This is a genomic window from Paracoccus nototheniae (assembly GCF_004335005.1).
GTDB classification, from domain to species: Bacteria; Pseudomonadota; Alphaproteobacteria; order Rhodobacterales; family Rhodobacteraceae; genus Paracoccus; species Paracoccus nototheniae.
Genome location: NZ_RQRT01000036.1, coordinates 13,135 through 31,214, shown reverse-complemented (window position 1 = coordinate 31,214; position 18,080 = coordinate 13,135). Strand labels below are relative to the sequence as shown.

At 66.6% G+C, this 18,080-nt stretch carries 17 protein-coding genes and 1 other RNA gene; 5 read left to right on the top strand and 13 right to left on the bottom strand.

The genetic code is table 11. The annotated features are described in order from the left end of the window. Nucleotides 1–27: 27 nt before the first annotated feature. From EG885_RS13510 to EG885_RS13490, 5 genes are read right to left on the bottom strand one after another with little or no spacing between them, the layout of a single operon-like run. A complete protein-coding gene (locus EG885_RS13510; protein ID WP_131575439.1) occupies nt 28–1,422 on the bottom strand; it encodes an outer membrane protein assembly factor BamD in 1,395 nt (464 codons plus the stop codon). Then, nucleotides 1,419–2,507, bottom strand: a complete 1,089-nt coding sequence (locus EG885_RS13505) for a family 8 glycosyl hydrolase (RefSeq protein ID WP_131575437.1) — start codon at nt 2,505–2,507, stop codon at nt 1,419–1,421. Before EG885_RS13505 ends, EG885_RS13510 begins: the two co-directional genes overlap by 4 nt. Further along, nucleotides 2,504–4,948, bottom strand: coding sequence for a cellulose biosynthesis cyclic di-GMP-binding regulatory protein BcsB (locus EG885_RS13500; protein WP_131575435.1), 2,445 nt, complete (start codon nt 4,946–4,948; stop codon nt 2,504–2,506). Before EG885_RS13500 ends, EG885_RS13505 begins: the two co-directional genes overlap by 4 nt. Then, nucleotides 4,945–7,266, bottom strand: a complete 2,322-nt coding sequence (gene bcsA, locus EG885_RS13495) for a UDP-forming cellulose synthase catalytic subunit (RefSeq protein WP_131575433.1) — start codon at nt 7,264–7,266, stop codon at nt 4,945–4,947. Before bcsA ends, EG885_RS13500 begins: the two co-directional genes overlap by 4 nt. Nucleotides 7,267–7,297: 31 nt before the next feature. Beyond that, the gene (locus tag EG885_RS13490; RefSeq protein WP_131575431.1) at nt 7,298–7,978 is read right to left on the bottom strand and encodes a hypothetical protein; all 681 of its coding nucleotides are present in this window, start codon (nt 7,976–7,978) and stop codon (nt 7,298–7,300) included. Nucleotides 7,979–8,205: 227 nt separating this feature from the next. Here EG885_RS13490 and modA point away from each other — a divergent pair, with 227 nt between their 5' ends. From modA to modC, 3 genes are read left to right on the top strand one after another with little or no spacing between them, the layout of a single operon-like run. Continuing rightward, a complete protein-coding gene (modA, locus tag EG885_RS13485) occupies nt 8,206–8,991 on the top strand; it encodes a molybdate ABC transporter substrate-binding protein (RefSeq protein WP_131575429.1) in 786 nt (261 codons plus the stop codon). Nucleotides 8,992–8,994: 3 nt separating this feature from the next. Further along, nucleotides 8,995–9,663 (top strand): molybdate ABC transporter permease subunit, encoded by a 669-nt coding sequence (gene modB, locus EG885_RS13480; RefSeq protein ID WP_131575427.1) that lies wholly within the window; start codon nt 8,995–8,997, stop codon nt 9,661–9,663. Next, nucleotides 9,663–10,760, top strand: a complete 1,098-nt coding sequence (gene modC, locus EG885_RS13475; RefSeq protein ID WP_131575425.1) for a molybdenum ABC transporter ATP-binding protein — start codon at nt 9,663–9,665, stop codon at nt 10,758–10,760. The genes modB and modC overlap by 1 nt, the downstream gene beginning before the upstream one ends. 55 nt (nt 10,761–10,815) lie before the next feature. Here the strand turns inward: modC and EG885_RS13470 are convergent, their stop codons facing one another. The 7 genes from EG885_RS13470 to purC form a co-directional block, all read right to left on the bottom strand. Continuing rightward, nucleotides 10,816–12,147, bottom strand: a complete 1,332-nt coding sequence (locus tag EG885_RS13470) for a glutamine synthetase family protein (protein ID WP_131575423.1) — start codon at nt 12,145–12,147, stop codon at nt 10,816–10,818. Between the two features lie 3 nt (nt 12,148–12,150). Next, entirely contained in the window at nt 12,151–12,975 is an 825-nt protein-coding gene (locus tag EG885_RS13465) for an ABC transporter permease (RefSeq protein WP_131575421.1), read from the bottom strand. Continuing rightward, on the bottom strand, nt 12,972–13,853 hold the full coding sequence (locus EG885_RS13460; RefSeq protein WP_131575419.1) for an ABC transporter permease: 882 nt from the start codon (nt 13,851–13,853) through the stop codon (nt 12,972–12,974). Before EG885_RS13460 ends, EG885_RS13465 begins: the two co-directional genes overlap by 4 nt. Nucleotides 13,854–13,904: 51 nt before the next feature. Beyond that, nucleotides 13,905–14,654: a transporter substrate-binding domain-containing protein gene (locus tag EG885_RS13455; protein ID WP_131575417.1), complete on the bottom strand. Its 750-nt coding sequence runs from the start codon at nt 14,652–14,654 to the stop codon at nt 13,905–13,907. A gap of 24 nt (nt 14,655–14,678) precedes the next feature. Then, entirely contained in the window at nt 14,679–15,470 is a 792-nt protein-coding gene (locus EG885_RS13450) for an ABC transporter ATP-binding protein (protein ID WP_242679652.1), read from the bottom strand. A gap of 102 nt (nt 15,471–15,572) precedes the next feature. Further along, nucleotides 15,573–15,812 (bottom strand): phosphoribosylformylglycinamidine synthase subunit PurS, encoded by a 240-nt coding sequence (purS, locus tag EG885_RS13445; RefSeq protein WP_131575413.1) that lies wholly within the window; start codon nt 15,810–15,812, stop codon nt 15,573–15,575. A gap of 14 nt (nt 15,813–15,826) precedes the next feature. Beyond that, the gene (gene purC / locus EG885_RS13440) at nt 15,827–16,588 is read right to left on the bottom strand and encodes a phosphoribosylaminoimidazolesuccinocarboxamide synthase (protein ID WP_131575411.1); all 762 of its coding nucleotides are present in this window, start codon (nt 16,586–16,588) and stop codon (nt 15,827–15,829) included. Between the two features lie 130 nt (nt 16,589–16,718). On the opposite strand from purC, the gene EG885_RS13435 reads away from it, so the two are divergent. Continuing rightward, on the top strand, nt 16,719–17,033 hold the full coding sequence (locus EG885_RS13435) for a DUF1476 domain-containing protein (protein ID WP_131575409.1): 315 nt from the start codon (nt 16,719–16,721) through the stop codon (nt 17,031–17,033). 115 nt (nt 17,034–17,148) lie between these two features. On the opposite strand, the gene EG885_RS13430 is transcribed toward EG885_RS13435, so the two are convergent. Continuing rightward, the gene (locus EG885_RS13430; RefSeq protein ID WP_131575407.1) at nt 17,149–17,421 is read right to left on the bottom strand and encodes a PepSY domain-containing protein; all 273 of its coding nucleotides are present in this window, start codon (nt 17,419–17,421) and stop codon (nt 17,149–17,151) included. Between the two features lie 126 nt (nt 17,422–17,547). Here EG885_RS13430 and ssrA point away from each other — a divergent pair. Continuing rightward, nucleotides 17,548–17,903, top strand: a transfer-messenger RNA (tmRNA) gene (gene ssrA, locus EG885_RS13425). Nucleotides 17,904–18,080: the final 177 nt, after the last annotated feature.

Here is an 18,080-nt window from a genome sequence, read left to right as displayed (position 1 = left end):
CGGCGGGCCGGTTCGTGGGGCCGCACGCTATTGCAGCGCCGCCAGCCCGCGCCGGGTCTCGGTCGTGGCCAGTTCGTTGTGCAGGCGGGTGAATTCGCGCCGCGCCCGGTCCCGCTGATTGCTGTTAAGATAGGCATAGGCGCGCAGCACCGCCAGATCGCGGCGCAGGCTGCCGGTCAGCCCCTCGATCGCGTCAAAGAATTCGATCGCGCGGCGGTAATCGCGCCGGTTATAGGCCGCCACCCCACGCTGATCCAGAATCTGGCGTTCGACATCCACCCGCTGCGTGCGGGTCAGATCGGTCGCTGCGGCAATGCGCGAGGCGTTGTCGGGCATCCCCATCTTCAGATAGGCCAGTGCCATGCCATATTGCGCATCGCGCCGCTGCGTCGGGTCCAGCCTGCCGCGCAGGGCGGCGTCGAACTGGGCCACGGCCTCCATCGGGCGGTCGAGGTTATAGGTCTGCCATGCCTGCTGATAGATCGCATTGGCCGACCCACCGCCCCCCGAGGGCGCGGGGGCCGCTTGTTGCGCCGGTGCCGCTTGCGGGGCGGGCGCAGGCGCGGCGGTCGCTGCCGGCGCGGGGGCCGGAACTGGCGCCGGGGTCGCCGTCGCGGCTGGCGCAGGCGCCGGTGTTGGGGCCGCAGTGGCTGCAGCGGACGGCGCGGGGGCCGCAGTGGCGGTGGCCGTGGCCGGAGCCTCGGCGGCCCCTGCCGCGTCACTGCCGGTCAGCCGCGCCTGAACCGGCTGCAGGGTCTGGACCATGTCGGGAAACCGCGCCATCGCCTGCGCGAACATCACCTGCATGTCTTCGACCGAGGCGATGGCGCTGGCCTTTTCCAGCGTTGCGATGATGTCGGGCGGGTTCACGCAGGCGCCCAGCACGGCGCGGAACGTGCCAAGCGCCTCGGGGGTCTGACCGGCGGCCTGCTGCGCCTCGGCGATGCGCCAGGCGTTGTTGACCCGGTCGCAGCGCAACAGACCCGGCCGTTCCCCGGCCAGCGCCAGCGCCCGCTCCAGATCATTGGCGTTCAGGGCCGCGTCCAGCAGGCCCTGCCCCTCGTTCGTGTCCAGCAGGGCCATCATCTCGTCCGGGGGGGTCCAGTCGGGAAAGGCGGTGCGCGTGGCGTCGATGGTGGCACGGGCCTGATCGAACTGCCCGGCACCGATCTGGCGAAAGATGGTGTCGATCTCGGGGCCCGGGCCATCCTGCGTCAGACGGGCCAGATCCTCGGGCGGTTGCCAGCCGGGATAGCGGACCTGCAACCGCTGCAGCTCGGACCGGATCGAGGCCTGATCCTGCTGCTGGTAATAAAAGGTCAGGGCCAGCAATTCCTCGGGGTCGGGAGCGGTCTGGGCCTGCGCCATGCCCCCGGCAAGGGCGATCAGGGCGGCAAGGGCTAAGGCTGCGGATCGGGTCATAGGGGAACACACCTTGGATAGGTCGTGACCTGCACGACAAGCGACATCAGATGCAGCGATGCGGGATAATAGGGCTGGTTGGCGTCGAAACGCGGCATCAGCGAACCGACCCCGCCCCCCGCCGCGCAATCGGCCAGACGCGCCACCGCACGATAGCCCGGATGCGCGCTGCGTTCGCTGACCTCGCCCGTCCGGGGGTCGATCCGGGTGGGCGTGCCCTGCCCGTCACCGCCCGAGGTGGTCTGAATATAGGCGCGCACGGCGGGGCTTTGCGCCTGGCCCGACCACAGCGCGAACAGGGGCACGCGCACCGCCTCGTATCCCGACAACGGCGAAAACTCGGGCGGCGCGGGTTGCACGCCTGCCGCATCGATCAGCACCCAATCGGGCACCGGCCCGGCGGCGCCAAGCCTGTCGATCAGGGCGATCCCGTCGCGCGCAGCCTGCGCCAGACGCGGGGTTCCCGCCGCCTCGGCCAGCCGCGACATGGCCAGCGGCATGTAATAGGACGGGTTCACCACCACGCCCGCATCGCGCACAAAGCCAGTCGCGGCGGGCAGAAAGATCACCCCGCCGCCCCCGTCCGGGTGATCGGCCAGACACAGCCGGTCCAGATCCTGCGTGATCGCCATCGCGCGGGTCCGCAAACCGGCATCGGCGCCCTGATCGGCGGCCAGCATCAGCCCCCAGGCATAGAACAGATCGCCGTCGCTGGCATTGTTGCGGTCGGGAACCTGAGGCGAGGTCTCTTGCCGCCAGCGCCATGCCAGCAGCGCATCGTCGCGGATCGCCAGATGCCGTTCGGTCCATGTCACGATGGACTGGCAACTGGCCAGATCGCCGAACAGCGCCGCCAGAACCAGCCCATAACCCTGCCCCTCGGAATGGCTGGCGCCGCTTTGAAAGCCGTCGACGATGCGTCCGTCGGGCGTCAGGCACAGCGCCTTCCACGCCGCCCATGCCTGCTGCAACGGGTGATCGCGATGCGCCAGCGTGCGCACCGCATCACCGGTCTGGGCGGCCCCGCGCGTGGCCCACAGGGCCGATGCGGCGGCGATCATGCTCAGGCAGGCACGTCGGTTCATCTGCGATCCCTCCGCTCGCGCGTGGCGAGGACGTAAAACAGCGCCGGCAACGCCGAGATCAGCGCCAGACCCAGCAGTGCCAGCGTAAACAGAAACGGCGACCAGGAAGCATAATTTCCAAGGATCGTGCGCAGATCGCCGCTCCACAGGCTGCCTTGCAGCACCGGCGGGCGGATCGGGGTCCAGATGTCCCAGACCCCGTCGGGGCGCAGGACTGCCGCCTCGCCGATGGCGGTGCGGTTGGCGATCAGCCGGTCCAGATGGTCGGCCACATCGTCGATCTGCACGCGGGGCGACAGGACCAGCCACAGCGCGCCGGGCTGGGCCGGATCGGGGCGCCACAACAGCGCGGTGCCGGTGCGTCCGCCCATCCAGTCCTGCAACGTCTGTTGCGATCCCAGAAAGGCGGTCTGGCGGAAATCATTGGCATCGCGCCACAGCCGCCCCTGCGAGGTGAAGGCGCCGCCGAACCATCCGCTGATCCGCCCCCGGACCCCGACCGGGGCCGCATCGGCCTGATCCTCGGGCATCTCCAGCCGGAAGGTCGGGGCGGCGGCGGGCGCGGCGGCCTCGGTCACCGGATCGGTGGCGGCGGGCTGTTGCAGCGGGAACAGCAATTGCTGGACCTGGCCCTGCGTCACCCCGGCATCGTCCAGCGGCACAAGGTTCAGCTCGCTCAGCCGGGCGACGGTCAGCGACACGGCGGGATCGGGCACCGGCGGCTGCGACAGGCCCGAGGCCAGCCGGATCGCCTGCGCCTGCAGGCCGGGATCGGCGGCCACGGCTTCGGGCACGCCGACCCGGTCGGGCATCAGCCCCGAAAACGGCGCCGCCAGTCCCGGCAGCACCATCGCGGGCGAGGCCGGGATGTCCAGCGTGCTGTCGCCCAGCACGACCAGCATGTCGGTGCTGCGGATCGGGCAGGCCTCGGTCGCGGGGGCGCCGGGAACCATCATCTCGAAGCTGAGGATATTGCGTCCGGGATTGAGCAGGTTCGCATTGAAGCTGACCGGCAGCGGCGGCAGGATCTGCCCGCCGTCGCGGTCCAGCGGCAGCAGGCGCACGGTCTGGTCGTTGACCTTGACCAGCAGGATCGCGCCCTCGGCCAACGAGCGCGAAAACCCATAGCGCAGCGTCAGCCGCGCTTTCTGATTGGCCAGCAGCAGCCATGTGTCGGGCAGCGTAAAGGGGATATCGCTGCGGAAATAATGGGTGTTGCCCAGAATGTCGCCCGTCCCCAGCCCCGACAGGGGCGTGGGCTGGCCGGGCAGGATCTTGCCCGCCGCCTGGCGCGTCGGGTCCAGCGCGGGCAGCGCGTCGGTCAGGTCGGGCAGCACATCGCCCTGATATTCGACCTGCAGCACGATCGCCCCGGTCGCCCCCTTGCGATAGCTGACCCCGCTGCGATCCGACGCGATCAGCGCCACCGCGGCAAAGCGCGGCGCATCGATCCCATAGAACGAGGTGACGGCCAGCCGCCCCTCGCCCGACAGCGCGCCCATCACCGCGTCCGATGCCTGCCGCAGGATGGCGGGATCGATCCCGTCCTGAACCAGCAGGTCCAGCGATCCGCTGCGCGCCAGCTGCGCGCGCAGGGCGTGGCTGAAACCTTCGGCATCCGGGCGCAGGGCATCGGCGGGCAAGGCGGCGCCGCTGTTCGACAGGTCGATCTCGGTCCAGACGTCGAAGCTGGCCTCGGGGCCGCAAAAGATGCGGTGGGGCTGGGTGACGGACAGCGCGATGGTGTTGGGGCCAGCGGTCAGCCCGGCGGCGGGCAGGGTCACCGTCTGGAACCCGCCGATATTGCGCAGCGGGATCTGCACCGGAGCTGCCCCGTTGATCGACGCGTCAAGCACCGCCGTCTCGGTCAGCACATCGACGCCCGACCGCAGCGCCAGCCGCAATTCGGTGGGGGTGATGATGCTGGCGGGCAAATCCAGCATCAGCTGGGTCGAGGCCGTCTCTCCGGTCAGGCGCAGGATGCCGGGGGCGGGCAGGCTTTGACCGATGCGCACCTCTTTGGGCAGGCTGGCGGTCGGCGCGATCAGGGGCAGCAGCCAGTCGTCACCGGTGGGTAGCGCCTGCAGCGCGCGGTCGCGTTCGACGGGCACCGGCACGGGGGCATCGCCCACCGGCGCCTCGGTGGCGCGGGGCTGCAGCTGGATCATCGGACTGTCCGCCGGGCCGGGCGCGGCAGGGGCCGGTTGGCCGGGCGAGACCTGAGCTGCCGGGGGCTGCCCGGGCGCGGCCTGAACGGGCGCGGTCTGGTCGGGCGCGGTCTGGTCGGGCGCATCTTGCGGCGCCGGATTGCCAGCGGCGCCCGGCAGGCTGATGGTCGGCGGGGCGGCATCCTGCGCCCGCACAAGCGGGGCGGGCGCCACGGCCAGCACGGCGCAGCCCGCCAGCAGCCACAGACCGAAACGACGCGGATGCCGGATCATGGCCGCACCCCCCCGATCATCTCTTCGGGCGTCATGACGCGTTCCTCGCGATGTTCGGGCGTGTCGAAATCGGCGCCAAAGGCCACCAGATGCGCAGGAATGGCCCCTTGCCCCGCCGTCAGGGCGACCCGGCGCCTGCGCGCCGGCTCTTTCGCGAAATCGCGCACCGTCTTGGGCAGAGAGGTCAGCGTCAGCCACAGCACATACCACAGCCCGGCGATCAGCCCCTTGCCCTGCTGGGTCTGACGGCGCTGTTCCAGCCAATGTTCGGACGATCCAAAGATCAGATGCGCCACCGCCTCGCGCACGTCGATATCCTGTTCGGACACGAATTGCAGGTTCAGGACCGTCGCCCCGCTGGCGGCGGTCGAGGTTTTCAGCAGAACCGCCCGCACGTCGCGTTCCAGATGCGGGGCATGGGGAAAGGATGGACGAAAGACGACCTCGCCCCGGATCGCGGGCAGCCGGGGGCGGCCTGCGGCGGCGCTTTCGCGCATCTCCAACCCCACACCGCTGGTCGAGGCGTCAAAGACGGTGACCGGCATCGCCGGGCCGCTGTCCCATCGCAGGCTGCCCTTTTCCTGCATCGCCACACGCGGCGACGCCCGGCGCTGCTGTTTTTCCGACACCGCGCGCAACGAGATGCTGACCAGCAGCATGTTGATGATCGCCCAGATGCCCACCACGGTCAGCACGCTGCGGTCGCCCGGAAAGGCGATCCAGCGCGCGACCAGCGCCGCCACCCCGGCCAGCGTCAGGCCGAACAGGATCAGCAGCGGGCGATAGATGGGCGAGATGTAATCCTCGGCCAGCGTCTCGTCCTTGGCGGTCACGTTGAACTTGGCGGCGCGCGGGCGCAGCACGGTGCGCAGGATCGCCCCGGCCAGATAAGGCGCCTGCGCGATCTCGTAGATCTCGGAAATCAGCGGCCAGCGTTGCCGCGCAAAGACCGCGTTCTGGACCAGCAGCACCACCGCCATATAGCTGAGCACATAGGCCGCAGCCTCTCGCAGGGTGGTGACAAAGATCTCGACCCCGAAGAACAGATAGGTCAGCGGCGCGACCAGATAGGCCAGCCGGATCAGCGGAAACAGCCAGAACGACATCGAGTTGATATAGCACAGCCGCTGCAACGGGTTCAGGCCCTTGCGCAGCAGCGGGTTCTTGAGGATCAGCATCTGCATCATCCCCGCCGCCCACCGTCCGCGCTGCTGGATGAAGGATGCGAAGGTCTCGGGCTGCAGGCCCGCGATCATGGCGCGGTCCAGATACATGCTGCGCCAGCCCTTGGAATGAATTTCCAAAGCCGTCTCGGCATCTTCGGTGATCGTCTCGCCCGCGAAACCGCCGACGCTGTCCAGTGCCTTCCGGCGCAGGACAGCCGCCGATCCGCAAAAGAACGCGCCCCCCCACCGGTCCAGACCGGGATGGATCTTGCCATAGAACATCTCGTTCTCGGGCGGGCATTTCAGGCCCAGATTGCGCTCGATGGGATCCTTGTTGATGAAGAAATGCGGCGTCTGAACCAGAAACAGGCGCGGATCCTGGGTGAAATACCCCACCGTCCGGGCCAAAAAATCGCGCGAGGGGACGTGATCGGCGTCAAAGACCACGACCAGCTCGCCATCCAGCCGGGCCAAAGCCGCGCTCATGTTTCCGGCCTTGGCATGTTCGTTGCGCGCCCGGGTCGAATAGATCACGCCCAGATCCTGACACAGCTGCTGCAGCTGCGACCGGCGCAGGCGCGCGGCCTTGGACAGGTCGGGATCGGGGGATTCGCAGCGCTGATCCGTGCCCCCGTCATCGCACAGCACGACCCGGCGCAGGCGGGCGGGATAGATCATGTTCTTGGCCGCCGACAGGGTGATCGACAGCATCTCGATCGGCTCGTTATAGGACGGCACAAGGATGTCGACGGTCGGCAGATCCTCGGCCCGGACCTGCGGCGGCAGATCGCGCACGACCGGATCGGCGGTGATGAAGGCGTTGAGGAAAAAGACGAAGATCGAATAGATCTCGGTCAGCAGCAGCAGAACCGCAAGGATGAAGGACACGCCGAACTCGACATCCGGCAGGGTCGAGGTCATGCGCCAGACGATATAGCGGATGACCGTGACGCTGGCGATGCTCATCAGCGCGATGCGCGCCACGATATGGGCGGCAAAGGGCTTGAGCACCGTCACGATCACCACCGAGGCCACGCCCAGCATCGCCTGCGCCGCGTTCGAGGTCGGCACCGAGGCCAGAATCATCACCGGCACAAGCGCCACCAGCCACAAGGGCAGGAACCAGCGGGACAGCGATCGGCCTTGGGTCATGGGAAGAGGGCCTTGTGCAAGGGGGCGGCCTTTAGCGGACCATGGGGGCGGCAAGGGGCGACAGCACGCGGGTTTCACCCAGCACCGCACCGGTGACGGGCGGCGCGGTGATGCTGCCGCTGAACAGCGGCGCAAGGGCATCTTGGGCACTGCCCTGCACGCAGTTGCGCAGCACGATGTCCATCACCGTCGCATTGCCCGGCAGCAGACGCTGCGACGAGGTGACCCGGCGCAGGCCCAGCACGCAGACGACATCGTCGCCGAACCGCTGCTCGGTCCAGAAATAGGGGCCGATCTCGTCCTCGTCGGCGGTCAGATCGCCGGCTCTGACCGTGGCAAAGGGCGCGGGCGCCCCGCCGATCCGGCGCAGAAGCGCCTCGAAGTTCAGGCGCGCAGCCCGGCCGCCCAAATCCTGCGCGCGCAGGATCAGCAGGTTTTCCCCCGGCACCGTGGTCCGGTTGTCCAAGGCCACGCGCTGTTCGGATTCGCCCCGCAACCCGCGCTGCATCACCATCACCACGCCCGGCGCGTTGATCCACGCCTGCTGGGGCGCGACGGCGGTAAAGGGGGTGCGCTGCTGCAACTGCGCGGGCGTGGTCAGCAGGCTTTGCGGATCGATGGCGCAAGCCTGCAGCGTGACCGCGGCCCCGATCAGTCCCACGGTGACGACAGCCTTGCGGACGGTGTCACAGCTGCGACGGTACCAACGCATTCACCCACTCCTGCAGGTTGTTAAGTGAACAGTCTAGATCAGTTCCCTCAACTATCGGAAGAGCGCAGGGTGAATTTACACCGACAAGCTGACGCCTGTGGCATTCCTATCATCGCGGACGGGTCCAAAGGCCGCCCTGCCGGGCGTTATTTCCCGGCGGAAATAACGCTTGAAACCTCTGCCCCGCTGGCCTGATATAGCCCGGACCGTGCAACCCGGAGCCTGCCATGCCCGCCCTGTCCCGCCGCCTGATGCTGGCCACATCGCTGGCCGGTCTGCTGTTGCCGCATCTGGCACAGGCGCAGCAGGATGCCCCGGTGGTCGCTGCGGCCTCGGATCTGCAATTCGCGCTGACCCGGATCGCCGGGGATTTCACCGATCAGACCGGGATGCGCGTGCGGCTGACCTTTGGCTCGACCGGAAATTTCGCGCGCCAGATCCGGGCGGGGGCGCCCTTCCAGATCTTTCTGGCCGCCGACGAATCCTTTGTGGCCGATCTGCATGCGGATGGCTTGACCCAAGACGCGGGCGATCTTTACGCGCTTGGCCGCATCGTCCTGATCGCCCCCAAGGGCGGGGATCTGACGCCGGATCCGCAGATGGACCATTTGGCGGCGATGCTGCGGGCGGGCGGGATCACCCGCTTTGCCATCGCCAATCCCGACCACGCCCCCTATGGTCTGCGCGCCCGCGAGGCGCTGATGGCGCGCGGCTTGTGGGATGCGATTTCCCCCACGCTGGTCCTTGGCGAAAATGTCAGTCAGGCGGCGCAATTCGCCTTGTCGGGCGAGGCCTCGGGCGGGATCATCGCCCTGTCGCTGGCCTTGGCCCCCGAACTGGCCGGGCGGGGCGATGTCGCGCTGATCCCCCAGGACATGCACCAGCCGCTGCGCCAGCGGATGGTGCTGCTGCAGGGTGCAGGCCCGGTCGCGCAGGCCTTCTATGCCTATCTGCAGGGCCCCGAGGCGCGCGCGGTCATGCAGCGTTACGGCTTTGATCTGCCGCAGGATTAGGGGATGGACTGGACCGCCCTTGCCCTGTCGCTGCGCCTTGCCGGATGGACCGTGGCGATCCTGCTGCCGGTGTCCATTCTGGCCGGGCGGGCGCTGGCCTATCACCGCTTTCCCGGCAAAAGGCTGGTCGAGGCGCTGATCATGCTGCCCCTTGTCCTGCCGCCCACGGTCTTTGGCTTTTACCTGCTGACGGCCTTTGGCGGCGGCTCTCCGCTTGGGCAGGCATGGGGCCAGGTCTTTGGCGGGCAGCTGGTCTTCAGCTTTCCGGGGCTGGTTCTGGCCTCGGTCATCTTCAATCTGCCCTTTGCCATCCAGCCCGCGCAACGCGGGTTCGAGGCCGTGGCCCCCGATCTGCGAGAGGCCGCCGCCTGCTGCGGCATGTCGCCCCTGCGCCGGTTGTGGCGGATCGAGCTGCCGCTGGCATGGCCCGGCGTGCTGACCGCGCTGGTCCTGACCTTTGCCCATACGCTTGGCGAATTCGGCATCGTGCTGATGGTCGGCGGGTCCATCCCCGGAGAGACCAAGACCATTGCCATCGCCATCTATGACCGCGTCCAGGGCTTTGACGACCGGGGGGCGGCGATCATGTCGGCGACGCTGGTGGGCGTCTCGCTGGCGGCGATCATGGCGACGACTCTGCTGTCTGCCCGCATCGGGCGGAGGCTGGGCTGATGGCGCTGCAGGTGATGGCCCGCGACAAGGGTGCGATTCCGCTGGATCTGGCCTTCCGGGTCGAGCCGGGGCAGCTCATGGCGCTGGTCGGGCCGTCCGGGTCGGGCAAGACGACCCTTCTGCGCACCATCGCCGGGCTGTGGCGCCCGGCAAACGCGCGGGTGGTGGCGGGCGGTGCGGTCTGGCTGGACACGCAGACCGGGGTGGCCTTGTCGCCCGACCTTCGGCGGGTGGGCGTGGTGTTTCAATCCTATGCCCTCTTCCCGCATCTGACGGCGGCGCAGAACGTCGCCTGCGCCATGGGCGATCTGCCCCGCGCCCAAAGGCGGCCCGAGGCGCTGCGGCTGCTGAATCTGGTGGAACTGGGCGGTCTGGCCGACCGCCGCCCCGCGCAACTGTCGGGCGGCCAGCAACAGCGCGTGGCGATCGCCCGGGCGCTGGCCCGGCGCCCGCAGGCGCTGTTGCTGGACGAGCCGTTCTCGGCCGTGGACCGCGCCACGCGCGCGGGGCTGCACGCGCAGATCCTGTCGCTGCGCGCCCATCTGGCCATGCCGGTCGTGCTGGTCACCCATGACATGACCGAGGCGCAGGCGCTGGCCGACCGGATGGTGGTGATCGACAAGGGCCGGATGGTCGCCCAAGGGCCCACCGCCGCCGTGCTGTCCGACCCGGCGGCCCTGCGCGCGGTCGGCCTGCGCGAGGCGGCGGCGATGCTGCACGCCACCGTGCGGCGCCACCACGATGACGGGATGACGGAACTGACCACCGCCACCGGCACGCTGTGGCTGCCCTTTGTCGATGCGGCACCGGGCACGGGGTTGCGGGTGCGGATCATGGCGCATGACGTGATCCTGTCGCGCGCCCGGCCCGAGGGGTTGTCGGCGCAGAACATCCTGCCCGTGCAGGTGATCGACCAGCGCCCGGGCGAAGGCCCGGCGGTGATGGTCCGGCTGGCTGTGGGGTCCGACACGCTGCTGGCCCGCATCACGCGGCGCGCCGCCGATCAGCTGCAATTGCAACCCGGCGATCAGGCCCATGCGATCCTGAAATCCATGTCGGTCGCCCGCGACCACATCGCCCGCGACGCCGCCCCCTAGGGCCGCGCCAGACCTCTTCGCTCAGCCAGTCAGCCCCGCTTTGACCGCAAGTGCCTCAGACCGTGTCCAGATACAGCTCGACCGTTTCCTCGTCCGACAGTTCGGCCATGTAATGCAGCTCCTGCCGCTTGGTCATCAGATAGTTGTCGACCAGATGGGCGGGCAGGATGCGGCGGATGTCGGGGCATTGATCGAACGCCTCGATCGCCGCGCCCCAATCGCCGGGCAGCTGTGCCAGCTGTTTGTCATAGGCATTGCCCTTGAAGGGGGAGGGCGCCTCCAGCCCCTCCTCGATGCCGATCAGGGCGGCGCCCAGAATGGCGGCGATGGTCAGATAGGGGTTCACGTCGCCCCCCGCCACGCGATGTTCGATCCGCCGCGCCTTGGGGTTCGACGACGGGATGCGGATCGCCGCCGTCCGGTTCTCATAGGCCCAACCGATGCCTGTGGGGGCATGGGCATTCGGGACCAGCCGGTCATAGCTGTTCTCATGCGGGGCAAACAGCAGCGTCGATCCGGGCATGGCGCGCAGACAGCCCGCCACGGCATGGCGCAGGGCCTGCGTCCCCTCTTCCCCGCCATTGTCAAAGATGTTCACGCCGTCGCGGTCGAGGATCGAGAAATGCATGTGCATTCCGTTGCCCGCGAACATCTCGTACGGTTTGGCCATGAAGCTGGCAGCAAAGCCATAGGACCGGGCGATGCCCTTGACCAGCATCTTGAACAGCCATGTGTCATCGGCGGCCTTCAGCGGATCGGCCTGATGCATCAGGTTGATTTCGAACTGGCCCGGCCCGGCCTCGGAGATGGCGGTGTCGGCGGGGATGTCCATCGTCTCGCAGGCGTCATAGAGCGCGGTAAAGAACTGGTCGAACGCATCCAGCGCGCGCAGGGACAAGACCTCGCCCCCGGTGCGGCGCTTGCCGGATTTGGGGCTGGGCGGCACGCGCAGGGTCTTGCCGCTGTCGTCGATCAGGAAAAATTCCAGCTCGGTCGCGACCACAGGCGTCAGCCCGGCAGCGACATAGCGTTCGGCCACCCGCGCCAGCGCCTGACGCGGATCGCCGTCATAAGGGGTGCCGTCGGGGTGAAACATCCACAAAGGCAGCAGGCCCGTGGGTGCATCCAGCCAGGGCATGGGCAGAAAGCCCCGCTCGGTCGGCAGCAGCAATCCGTCCGGGTCGCCGGATTCAAACACCAGCGGGCTGTCCTCGACATCCTCGCCCCAGATGTCCAGATTGAGGACGGAATAGGGAAACTTGGTCCCTTCCTCCAGCAGCTTGCCGGCATAGCGCGCCGGCATCCGCTTGCCCCGCGCGACGCCGTTCAGGTCGGCGGCCGCCATGCGGATCGTCTTGACCTCGGGATGTTCGCGCAGCCATTCCATGGATTATCTCATCAATAAGGGGCGATAGCGGATGCGGCGGGCCGCGCCCGGAAGATGGCGGTTCAGCCGCCGGTTCACCCTGCCGAATATCCAGATCAAAGCCAAGGTCGCCGCGACAAAATAAGCCGCCGCAATGGGATAGGCCACGAAGGGGTTGAAGGTGCGGTCGGCGAAATAACTGGCGTAATACAGCGCGTCGCCCTTTTGCTGGAACGCCGGAAAGCCCGAGAAATAGACCAGCGTCGTGGCGTGGAACAGAAAGATCGCCTCGTTGGTATAGCTGGGCCATGCCAGACGCAGCATAGTGGGCCAGATCACCCGGCGAAACCGCTTCCAGCCGGTCAGGCCATAGGCATCGGCGGCCTCGACCTCGCCACGCGGCACCGACATCAGGGCGCCGTGAAAGATCTGCGCGCTATAGGCGGCGGTGTTCAGGATCAGCACGATCAGCGCCCCGGCCCAGGCCCGCGTCAGCCAGCTGGTCTGCACGGTCAGGCCGAACAGATCGATCCCGGCGCGCGGCAGCAGCACCAGCGATTCATAGGCGATGAAGAACTGGATGAACAACGGGCTGCCCCGGAAGACAAAGATGAACGCATCTGCGGGCTTGCGCAGCCACGCATTCGGGCTGGTCTTGGCCAGGGCCAGCGCGGTGGCGATCACGAAGCCCACGGACAGAGCGACAAAGGCGAAATACAGGTTCCAGATCAGCCCCGAGCCGATCAGCGTCGCCTGTTGGCACAGGGTGTAATCGGCACGCGGCAGCAGGCGTTCGCCGATGCCAAGCGACCGCAGGCCGTAATCCATGATCGTCTGGACGCAGCTCATGCCGTCACCCCGGCGCGGGCCGCATCGCCGCCCATTGTCGCCTGGCCCCGCGACAGCCGTTGCGTCACCCGGCCCAGCACCCGGCCCGAGATCCAGGTCATGCCCAGATAAAAGACCAGGATCGCCAGAAAGTAATACAGCCGCCAGTCGGGGTGGGGATAGGTAAAGGCGCTGGTCTTGGACCCACCCAGTTCGCGCGCCCAATAGACGATATCCTCGACCCCCAGCAGGAACAGCAACGGCGTCGCCTTGATCAGGATCATCCACAGGTTCGACAGCCCCGGCAGGGCATAGGTCCACATCTGCGGGATCAGCACGCGCCGGTTCACCTGCGCTGTGGTCATGCCATAGGCCTCGGCCGTTTCCAGCTGCGCGCGGGGCACGGCATTCATGGCGCCCGACAGAACATTGGCGGCAAAGGCGCCAAAGACCACGGAAAAGGCGATGACCGCCAGAAACAGGCCATAGGCATCGTGGACCCACGGCGCGGCGGTGTTCAGCGGCAGCTTGGCCGCCGCGCAGACCACGAAATCATTGCCCTGACGGACCGGCGCGTCCGTATGGCACAGCACCTGATGGCGCAGCCATTCGAAGGCCTGATCCAGCGCGATGGGCACGAACAGGAAAAAGATGATGTCGGGAATGCCCCGCACCATCGAGGTGTAAAGCCCCCCGAACCAGCGCAGCGCCGCCACCCGGGACCGCGACGCCATCGCGCCGCCGAATCCGAACAGCAAGGCGATGGGCGCCGTCACCGCCAGCAGCATCAGCACCGTCCCGAAGCTGGCATAGAACAGAAGATGCGTCCCCGACGTCAGATAGCATGACAGCCAGGCAAGCCCTTCGAGCAGGGATGGATCGGTGCAATATGCAAACATGGAAGGCCCCGCGAGGGCCGCCGCGGGACAGACCCGCAGCGGCAGGTCAGATCATTCGAAGATCAGCGCATCCTCGCCGAACCATTTGACGATCAGCTCGTTCAGGCTGCCGTCTTCCTTCATCGCGGTGATCTGCGCGTCAAAGGTTTCCAGCAATTCCGTGTCGGACTGGCGCAGGCCCATGCCGATGCCCTCGCCCAGAACGACCTGATCCATGCCCTCGACCCAGACCAGCTCTCCGCCGGATTCCTCGACGATGGGGGCCAGGAAGTCGCGGTCGGCCAGCACGGCATCGGCCTCGCCATTGCGGACGGCGGCGATGGTCTGGTCGGGATTGGGGAATTCCAGCAGCGTCGCGCCGGTTTCGGCCACATGGCCCGACTGGATGGTCGAGGTCTGTGCCGCGACGATGGCGCTTTCGACATCCACATCCGCCGACAGGGCGGCATAGGCCGAGGGCGTCGCAGGCGTGTAAGGCTGGGTGAAGGCGATGACCGCCTGCCGTTCGGCGTTGATGTTCATGCCCGCCATGATCGTGTCATAGTTCGACGAGACCAGATTGGGGATGATCGAATCCCAGTCATTGCGGACCCAGGTGCATTCCAGACCGGCGCGTTCGCACAGCGCGTTGCCCAGCTCGATCTCGAAGCCGGTGACCTCGCCGGTGGCGTCGTCGATGAAATTATAGGGGGCATAGGCACCCTCGGTGCCCATCCGCACGGTGGTCTGGGCCAGCGACGCCAGCGGCGCCAGTCCTGCGGTCAGCGCCAGCGCGGCGGCGGCAATGGTCAGGGATTTCATGGATATCTTCTCCTGTTGGGTTTTTTATTGGGCCATCGAGGCGGACAGAAATCCGCGCAGACGGTCGGTCTGCGGGTTCCCGAACAGCTGCGACGGCGGGCCTTCTTCGCAGATCACGCCCTGATGCAGGAACACGACATGATCGCTGACATCGGCGGCCAGCCGCATGTCATGGGTCACAAGGATCATCGTGCGATGTTCGCCCGCCAGATCCTTGATCACGCGCACGACCTCTTGCTGCAATTCGGGGTCCAGCGCGCTGGTGGGTTCGTCAAACAGCAGCGCTTTCGGTTCCATGCACAGCGCGCGGGCGATGGCCGCACGCTGTTGCTGGCCACCCGACAGCTGCGCAGGCCAGGCATCGGCCTTGTCACCGATGCCGACCTTGGCCAGAAGATCGCGGGCCCGGGCCTCGACCAGTCCGCGATCCTCGCCCAACACGGTCACGGGGGCCTCCATCACGTTCTGCAGGATGGTCATGTGCGCCCACAGGTTGAACTGCTGAAAGACCATCGACAGGTTGGTGCGGAACCGGGTGACCTGCGCGCGGTCGGCAGGCGCGCGGTTCTGGCCCTGCCCCTTCCAGCGCACGGCCTCGTTCTCGAACAGGATATCGCCCGCCTGGCTGTTTTCCAGCAGGTTGCAGCAGCGCAGAAGGGTGGATTTGCCGGACCCGGACGAACCGATCAGGCTGATCACATGCCCGCGCGGCGCGGTCATCGAGACGCCCTTCAGCACCTCGAGCTGGCCATAGGCCTTGTGCAACCCGGTGATCTGGATGACCGGGGCGGCGGGATCGGCAGGGGATGAGGTCACGTTCGTCATCCGCATATTGGGCGTGAAACCGTCCCGTTTTGCAACGGGGTGCAGCAGGCAACCTGCCGATAAGCGCAGGTTGCCGCAACGTCAGGTGAAAGCTTACGCAATCTCGATCGAATATTTCTCGATCACGGTGTTGGCCAGCAGGCCCTTGCACATCGCCTCGACCTCGGCGCGGGCCGTGTCAGGGTCGGTGGCGGTCAGGTCCAGTTCGATCAGCTTGCCCTGACGCACGCCCGACACGTCCTTGTGGCCCAGACCGCCCAAGGCGTGGCGGATCGCCTCGCCCTGCGGGTCCAGAACGCCGTCCTTCAGCATGATGGTGACACGTGCTTTCATGATGAGGCGTCCTTTCAGTTGATCGCGGTCGGTTTCAGGCTGGTCGTATTGGCGGGCATCAGGCCAAGACGGCGGGCGACCTCGGTATAGGCATCGGTCAGATTGCCCAGGTCGCGGCGGAAGACGTCCTTGTCCAGCTTTTGGCCGGTCTTGACGTCCCACAACCGGCAGCTGTCCGGGCTGATCTCATCGGCCACGATCAGGCGCATGAAATCATTGTCCCAGACCCGGCCGATCTCGATCTTGAAATCGATCAGCTTGATTCCCGCGCCATAAAAGACCCCCGACAGGAAATCGTTCACACGCAGCGCCAGACTGATGATGTCATCCAGATCCTGCTGCGTCGCCCAACCAAAGGCGATCACATATTCCTCGGAGACCATCGGATCGCCCAGCTCGTCGTTCTTATAGCTGTATTCGACGATCGGACGGGGCAGCAGCGTGCCTTCTTCCAGACCCAGCCGCTTGGACAGAGAGCCTGCGGCAAAATTGCGCACGATCACTTCCAGCGGGATGATCTCGACCTGACGGATCAGCTGCTCGCGCATGTTGATGCGGCGGATGAAGTGGTTCGGCACGCCGATATTCGTCAGCCCGTTCATGAAGAACTCGGACAGACGATTGTTCAGCACGCCCTTGCCTTCGATCGTGGCGCGTTTCTGCGCGTTGAAGGCGGTGGCATCATCCTTGAAATACTGGATCAGCGTGCCCGGCTCGGTCCCTTCGTACAGGATCTTTGCCTTGCCTTCGTAAACCTTCTTGCGCCGCGGTGCCATGGCCCCACCGTCCTTTCGCGTATCCCTGAAGATGCCGCTTAGCGCAGAATGCCACCCGGGGGCAATACGAGGCTTGCGACGAGAGGCCCCGATGGGCATATCAGGGACACAAGACAGTCAGGAGTGATCCATGTCCACCTTCAACGACCGCGAACGCGCCTTCGAAAGCAAATTCGCCCATGATGCCGACCTGCGCTTCAAGGCCGAGGCACGGCGCAACCGCCTGCTGGGCGAATGGGCCGCAGACCTGCTGGGCAAGACCGGCGACGAGGCGCGCAGCTATGCCATGTCGGTCGTCAGCGCCGATTTCGACGAACCGGGCGAGGAAGACGTGTTCCGCAAGGTCGAGGCCGATCTGGTGGGCCATGCCGATGCCGCGACGATCCGCGCCCAGATGGCCGCCCTGACGACCGAGGCCCGTCGTCAGATCGCCGACGAAACCTGATCGCCCGCCGGGCGATGCCATAATGCGAAGGGGTTGGCGATGCCCCCTTTCCCATGCAGAACGGGCGGCGCTTTTTGCGCCGCCCGTTTGATATTCGACATCCGGTGATCGCGGATCAGCGGGCGATGGTGTCGCCGGTGACCGGATCGACGCGCATCTCGACCTCGCGGTTATCCTGAGTGCGGTATTCGACCTCGTAATAGCCGTCATCATCCCATTGCACGTCCTCGATATAGCCCAGTTCGGCGGCCAGATCGGTCTCGATCCCGGCGACGATCTCGGACAGGGGCATCGCATCGGCGGGGGGTGCACCGCGCATCGCGTCCTGCGCCATCACGGCGGCGGGGGTCACGATCAGGGCGGCGGCAGTCAGGCTGCGCAGGAACATCGGTTTCTCCTTCTTGGTCTTGATCTGGCTTGGTCTTGATCTGGCTTGGTCTTGATCTGGGGTCCAAACCCGGCAGCCGCGCCGGTGGTTCCGCGCGCTGTCGGTCCCGTGATCGGGCTGCCACCCCATCTTGCGGCGGCGGTCGCGATGGCCTATATCTAAGGGGTCCGGAGCAATCCGGACTATGGACATAAACGCGCTCGTAATAAGCGGATCGGACCCGGGGGCGGTACCCGGCGACTCCACCAGATCACCCTCGTTGGGGGACAATGGGGTCGAAACAGGATCGACGAACGTCTAAAGGGGTTATGCTTTGTCTCGGTGAGCTACTACCGATATCGGTGCAAATTGTACAGTTGCCAACGACAACCGTGCTCCGATCGCTCTGGCTGCGTAAGCAGTTCGAGAGATCGAAACCTAAGCCCTTGCGCCTAGCAGCGTAAGGCGGGGCCCGCAGGAGCCTGGCAACAGAATCCTGCACCTAATCCCCCCATGTCAAAGACTTGCGAAACGATGACGATGATCGTCAGCGGCTTTCCGCATGGTTTTCCATTTACCACGTGCTCTAAGTTGACTCTTTTGATAAAGAATCATATGCCCGTTTAGCCAGCATCTGCCAGCCTCTTGCTCACATCGGCCCCTGTCGGGCCGCGACCCGA

Coding starts and splice junctions, on each gene's coding strand:
- EG885_RS13460 (WP_131575419.1), bottom strand. CDS start 13,853: ATGTTTGCATATTGCACCGATCCATCCCTGCTCGAAGGGCTTGCCTGG.
- purC (WP_131575411.1), bottom strand. CDS start 16,588: ATGGCACCGCGGCGCAAGAAGGTTTACGAAGGCAAGGCAAAGATCCTG.
- EG885_RS13435 (WP_131575409.1), top strand. CDS start 16,719: ATGTCCACCTTCAACGACCGCGAACGCGCCTTCGAAAGCAAATTCGCC.
- EG885_RS13470 (WP_131575423.1), bottom strand. CDS start 12,147: ATGGAATGGCTGCGCGAACATCCCGAGGTCAAGACGATCCGCATGGCG.
- EG885_RS13490 (WP_131575431.1), bottom strand. CDS start 7,978: ATGCGTTGGTACCGTCGCAGCTGTGACACCGTCCGCAAGGCTGTCGTC.
- modB (WP_131575427.1), top strand. CDS start 8,995: ATGGACTGGACCGCCCTTGCCCTGTCGCTGCGCCTTGCCGGATGGACC.
- EG885_RS13505 (WP_131575437.1), bottom strand. CDS start 2,507: ATGAACCGACGTGCCTGCCTGAGCATGATCGCCGCCGCATCGGCCCTG.
- EG885_RS13430 (WP_131575407.1), bottom strand. CDS start 17,421: ATGTTCCTGCGCAGCCTGACTGCCGCCGCCCTGATCGTGACCCCCGCC.
- bcsA (WP_131575433.1), bottom strand. CDS start 7,266: ATGACCCAAGGCCGATCGCTGTCCCGCTGGTTCCTGCCCTTGTGGCTG.
- EG885_RS13510 (WP_131575439.1), bottom strand. CDS start 1,422: ATGACCCGATCCGCAGCCTTAGCCCTTGCCGCCCTGATCGCCCTTGCC.
- modC (WP_131575425.1), top strand. CDS start 9,663: ATGGCGCTGCAGGTGATGGCCCGCGACAAGGGTGCGATTCCGCTGGAT.
- EG885_RS13455 (WP_131575417.1), bottom strand. CDS start 14,654: ATGAAATCCCTGACCATTGCCGCCGCCGCGCTGGCGCTGACCGCAGGA.
- modA (WP_131575429.1), top strand. CDS start 8,206: ATGCCCGCCCTGTCCCGCCGCCTGATGCTGGCCACATCGCTGGCCGGT.
- EG885_RS13500 (WP_131575435.1), bottom strand. CDS start 4,948: ATGATCCGGCATCCGCGTCGTTTCGGTCTGTGGCTGCTGGCGGGCTGC.
- purS (WP_131575413.1), bottom strand. CDS start 15,812: ATGAAAGCACGTGTCACCATCATGCTGAAGGACGGCGTTCTGGACCCG.
- EG885_RS13465 (WP_131575421.1), bottom strand. CDS start 12,975: ATGAGCTGCGTCCAGACGATCATGGATTACGGCCTGCGGTCGCTTGGC.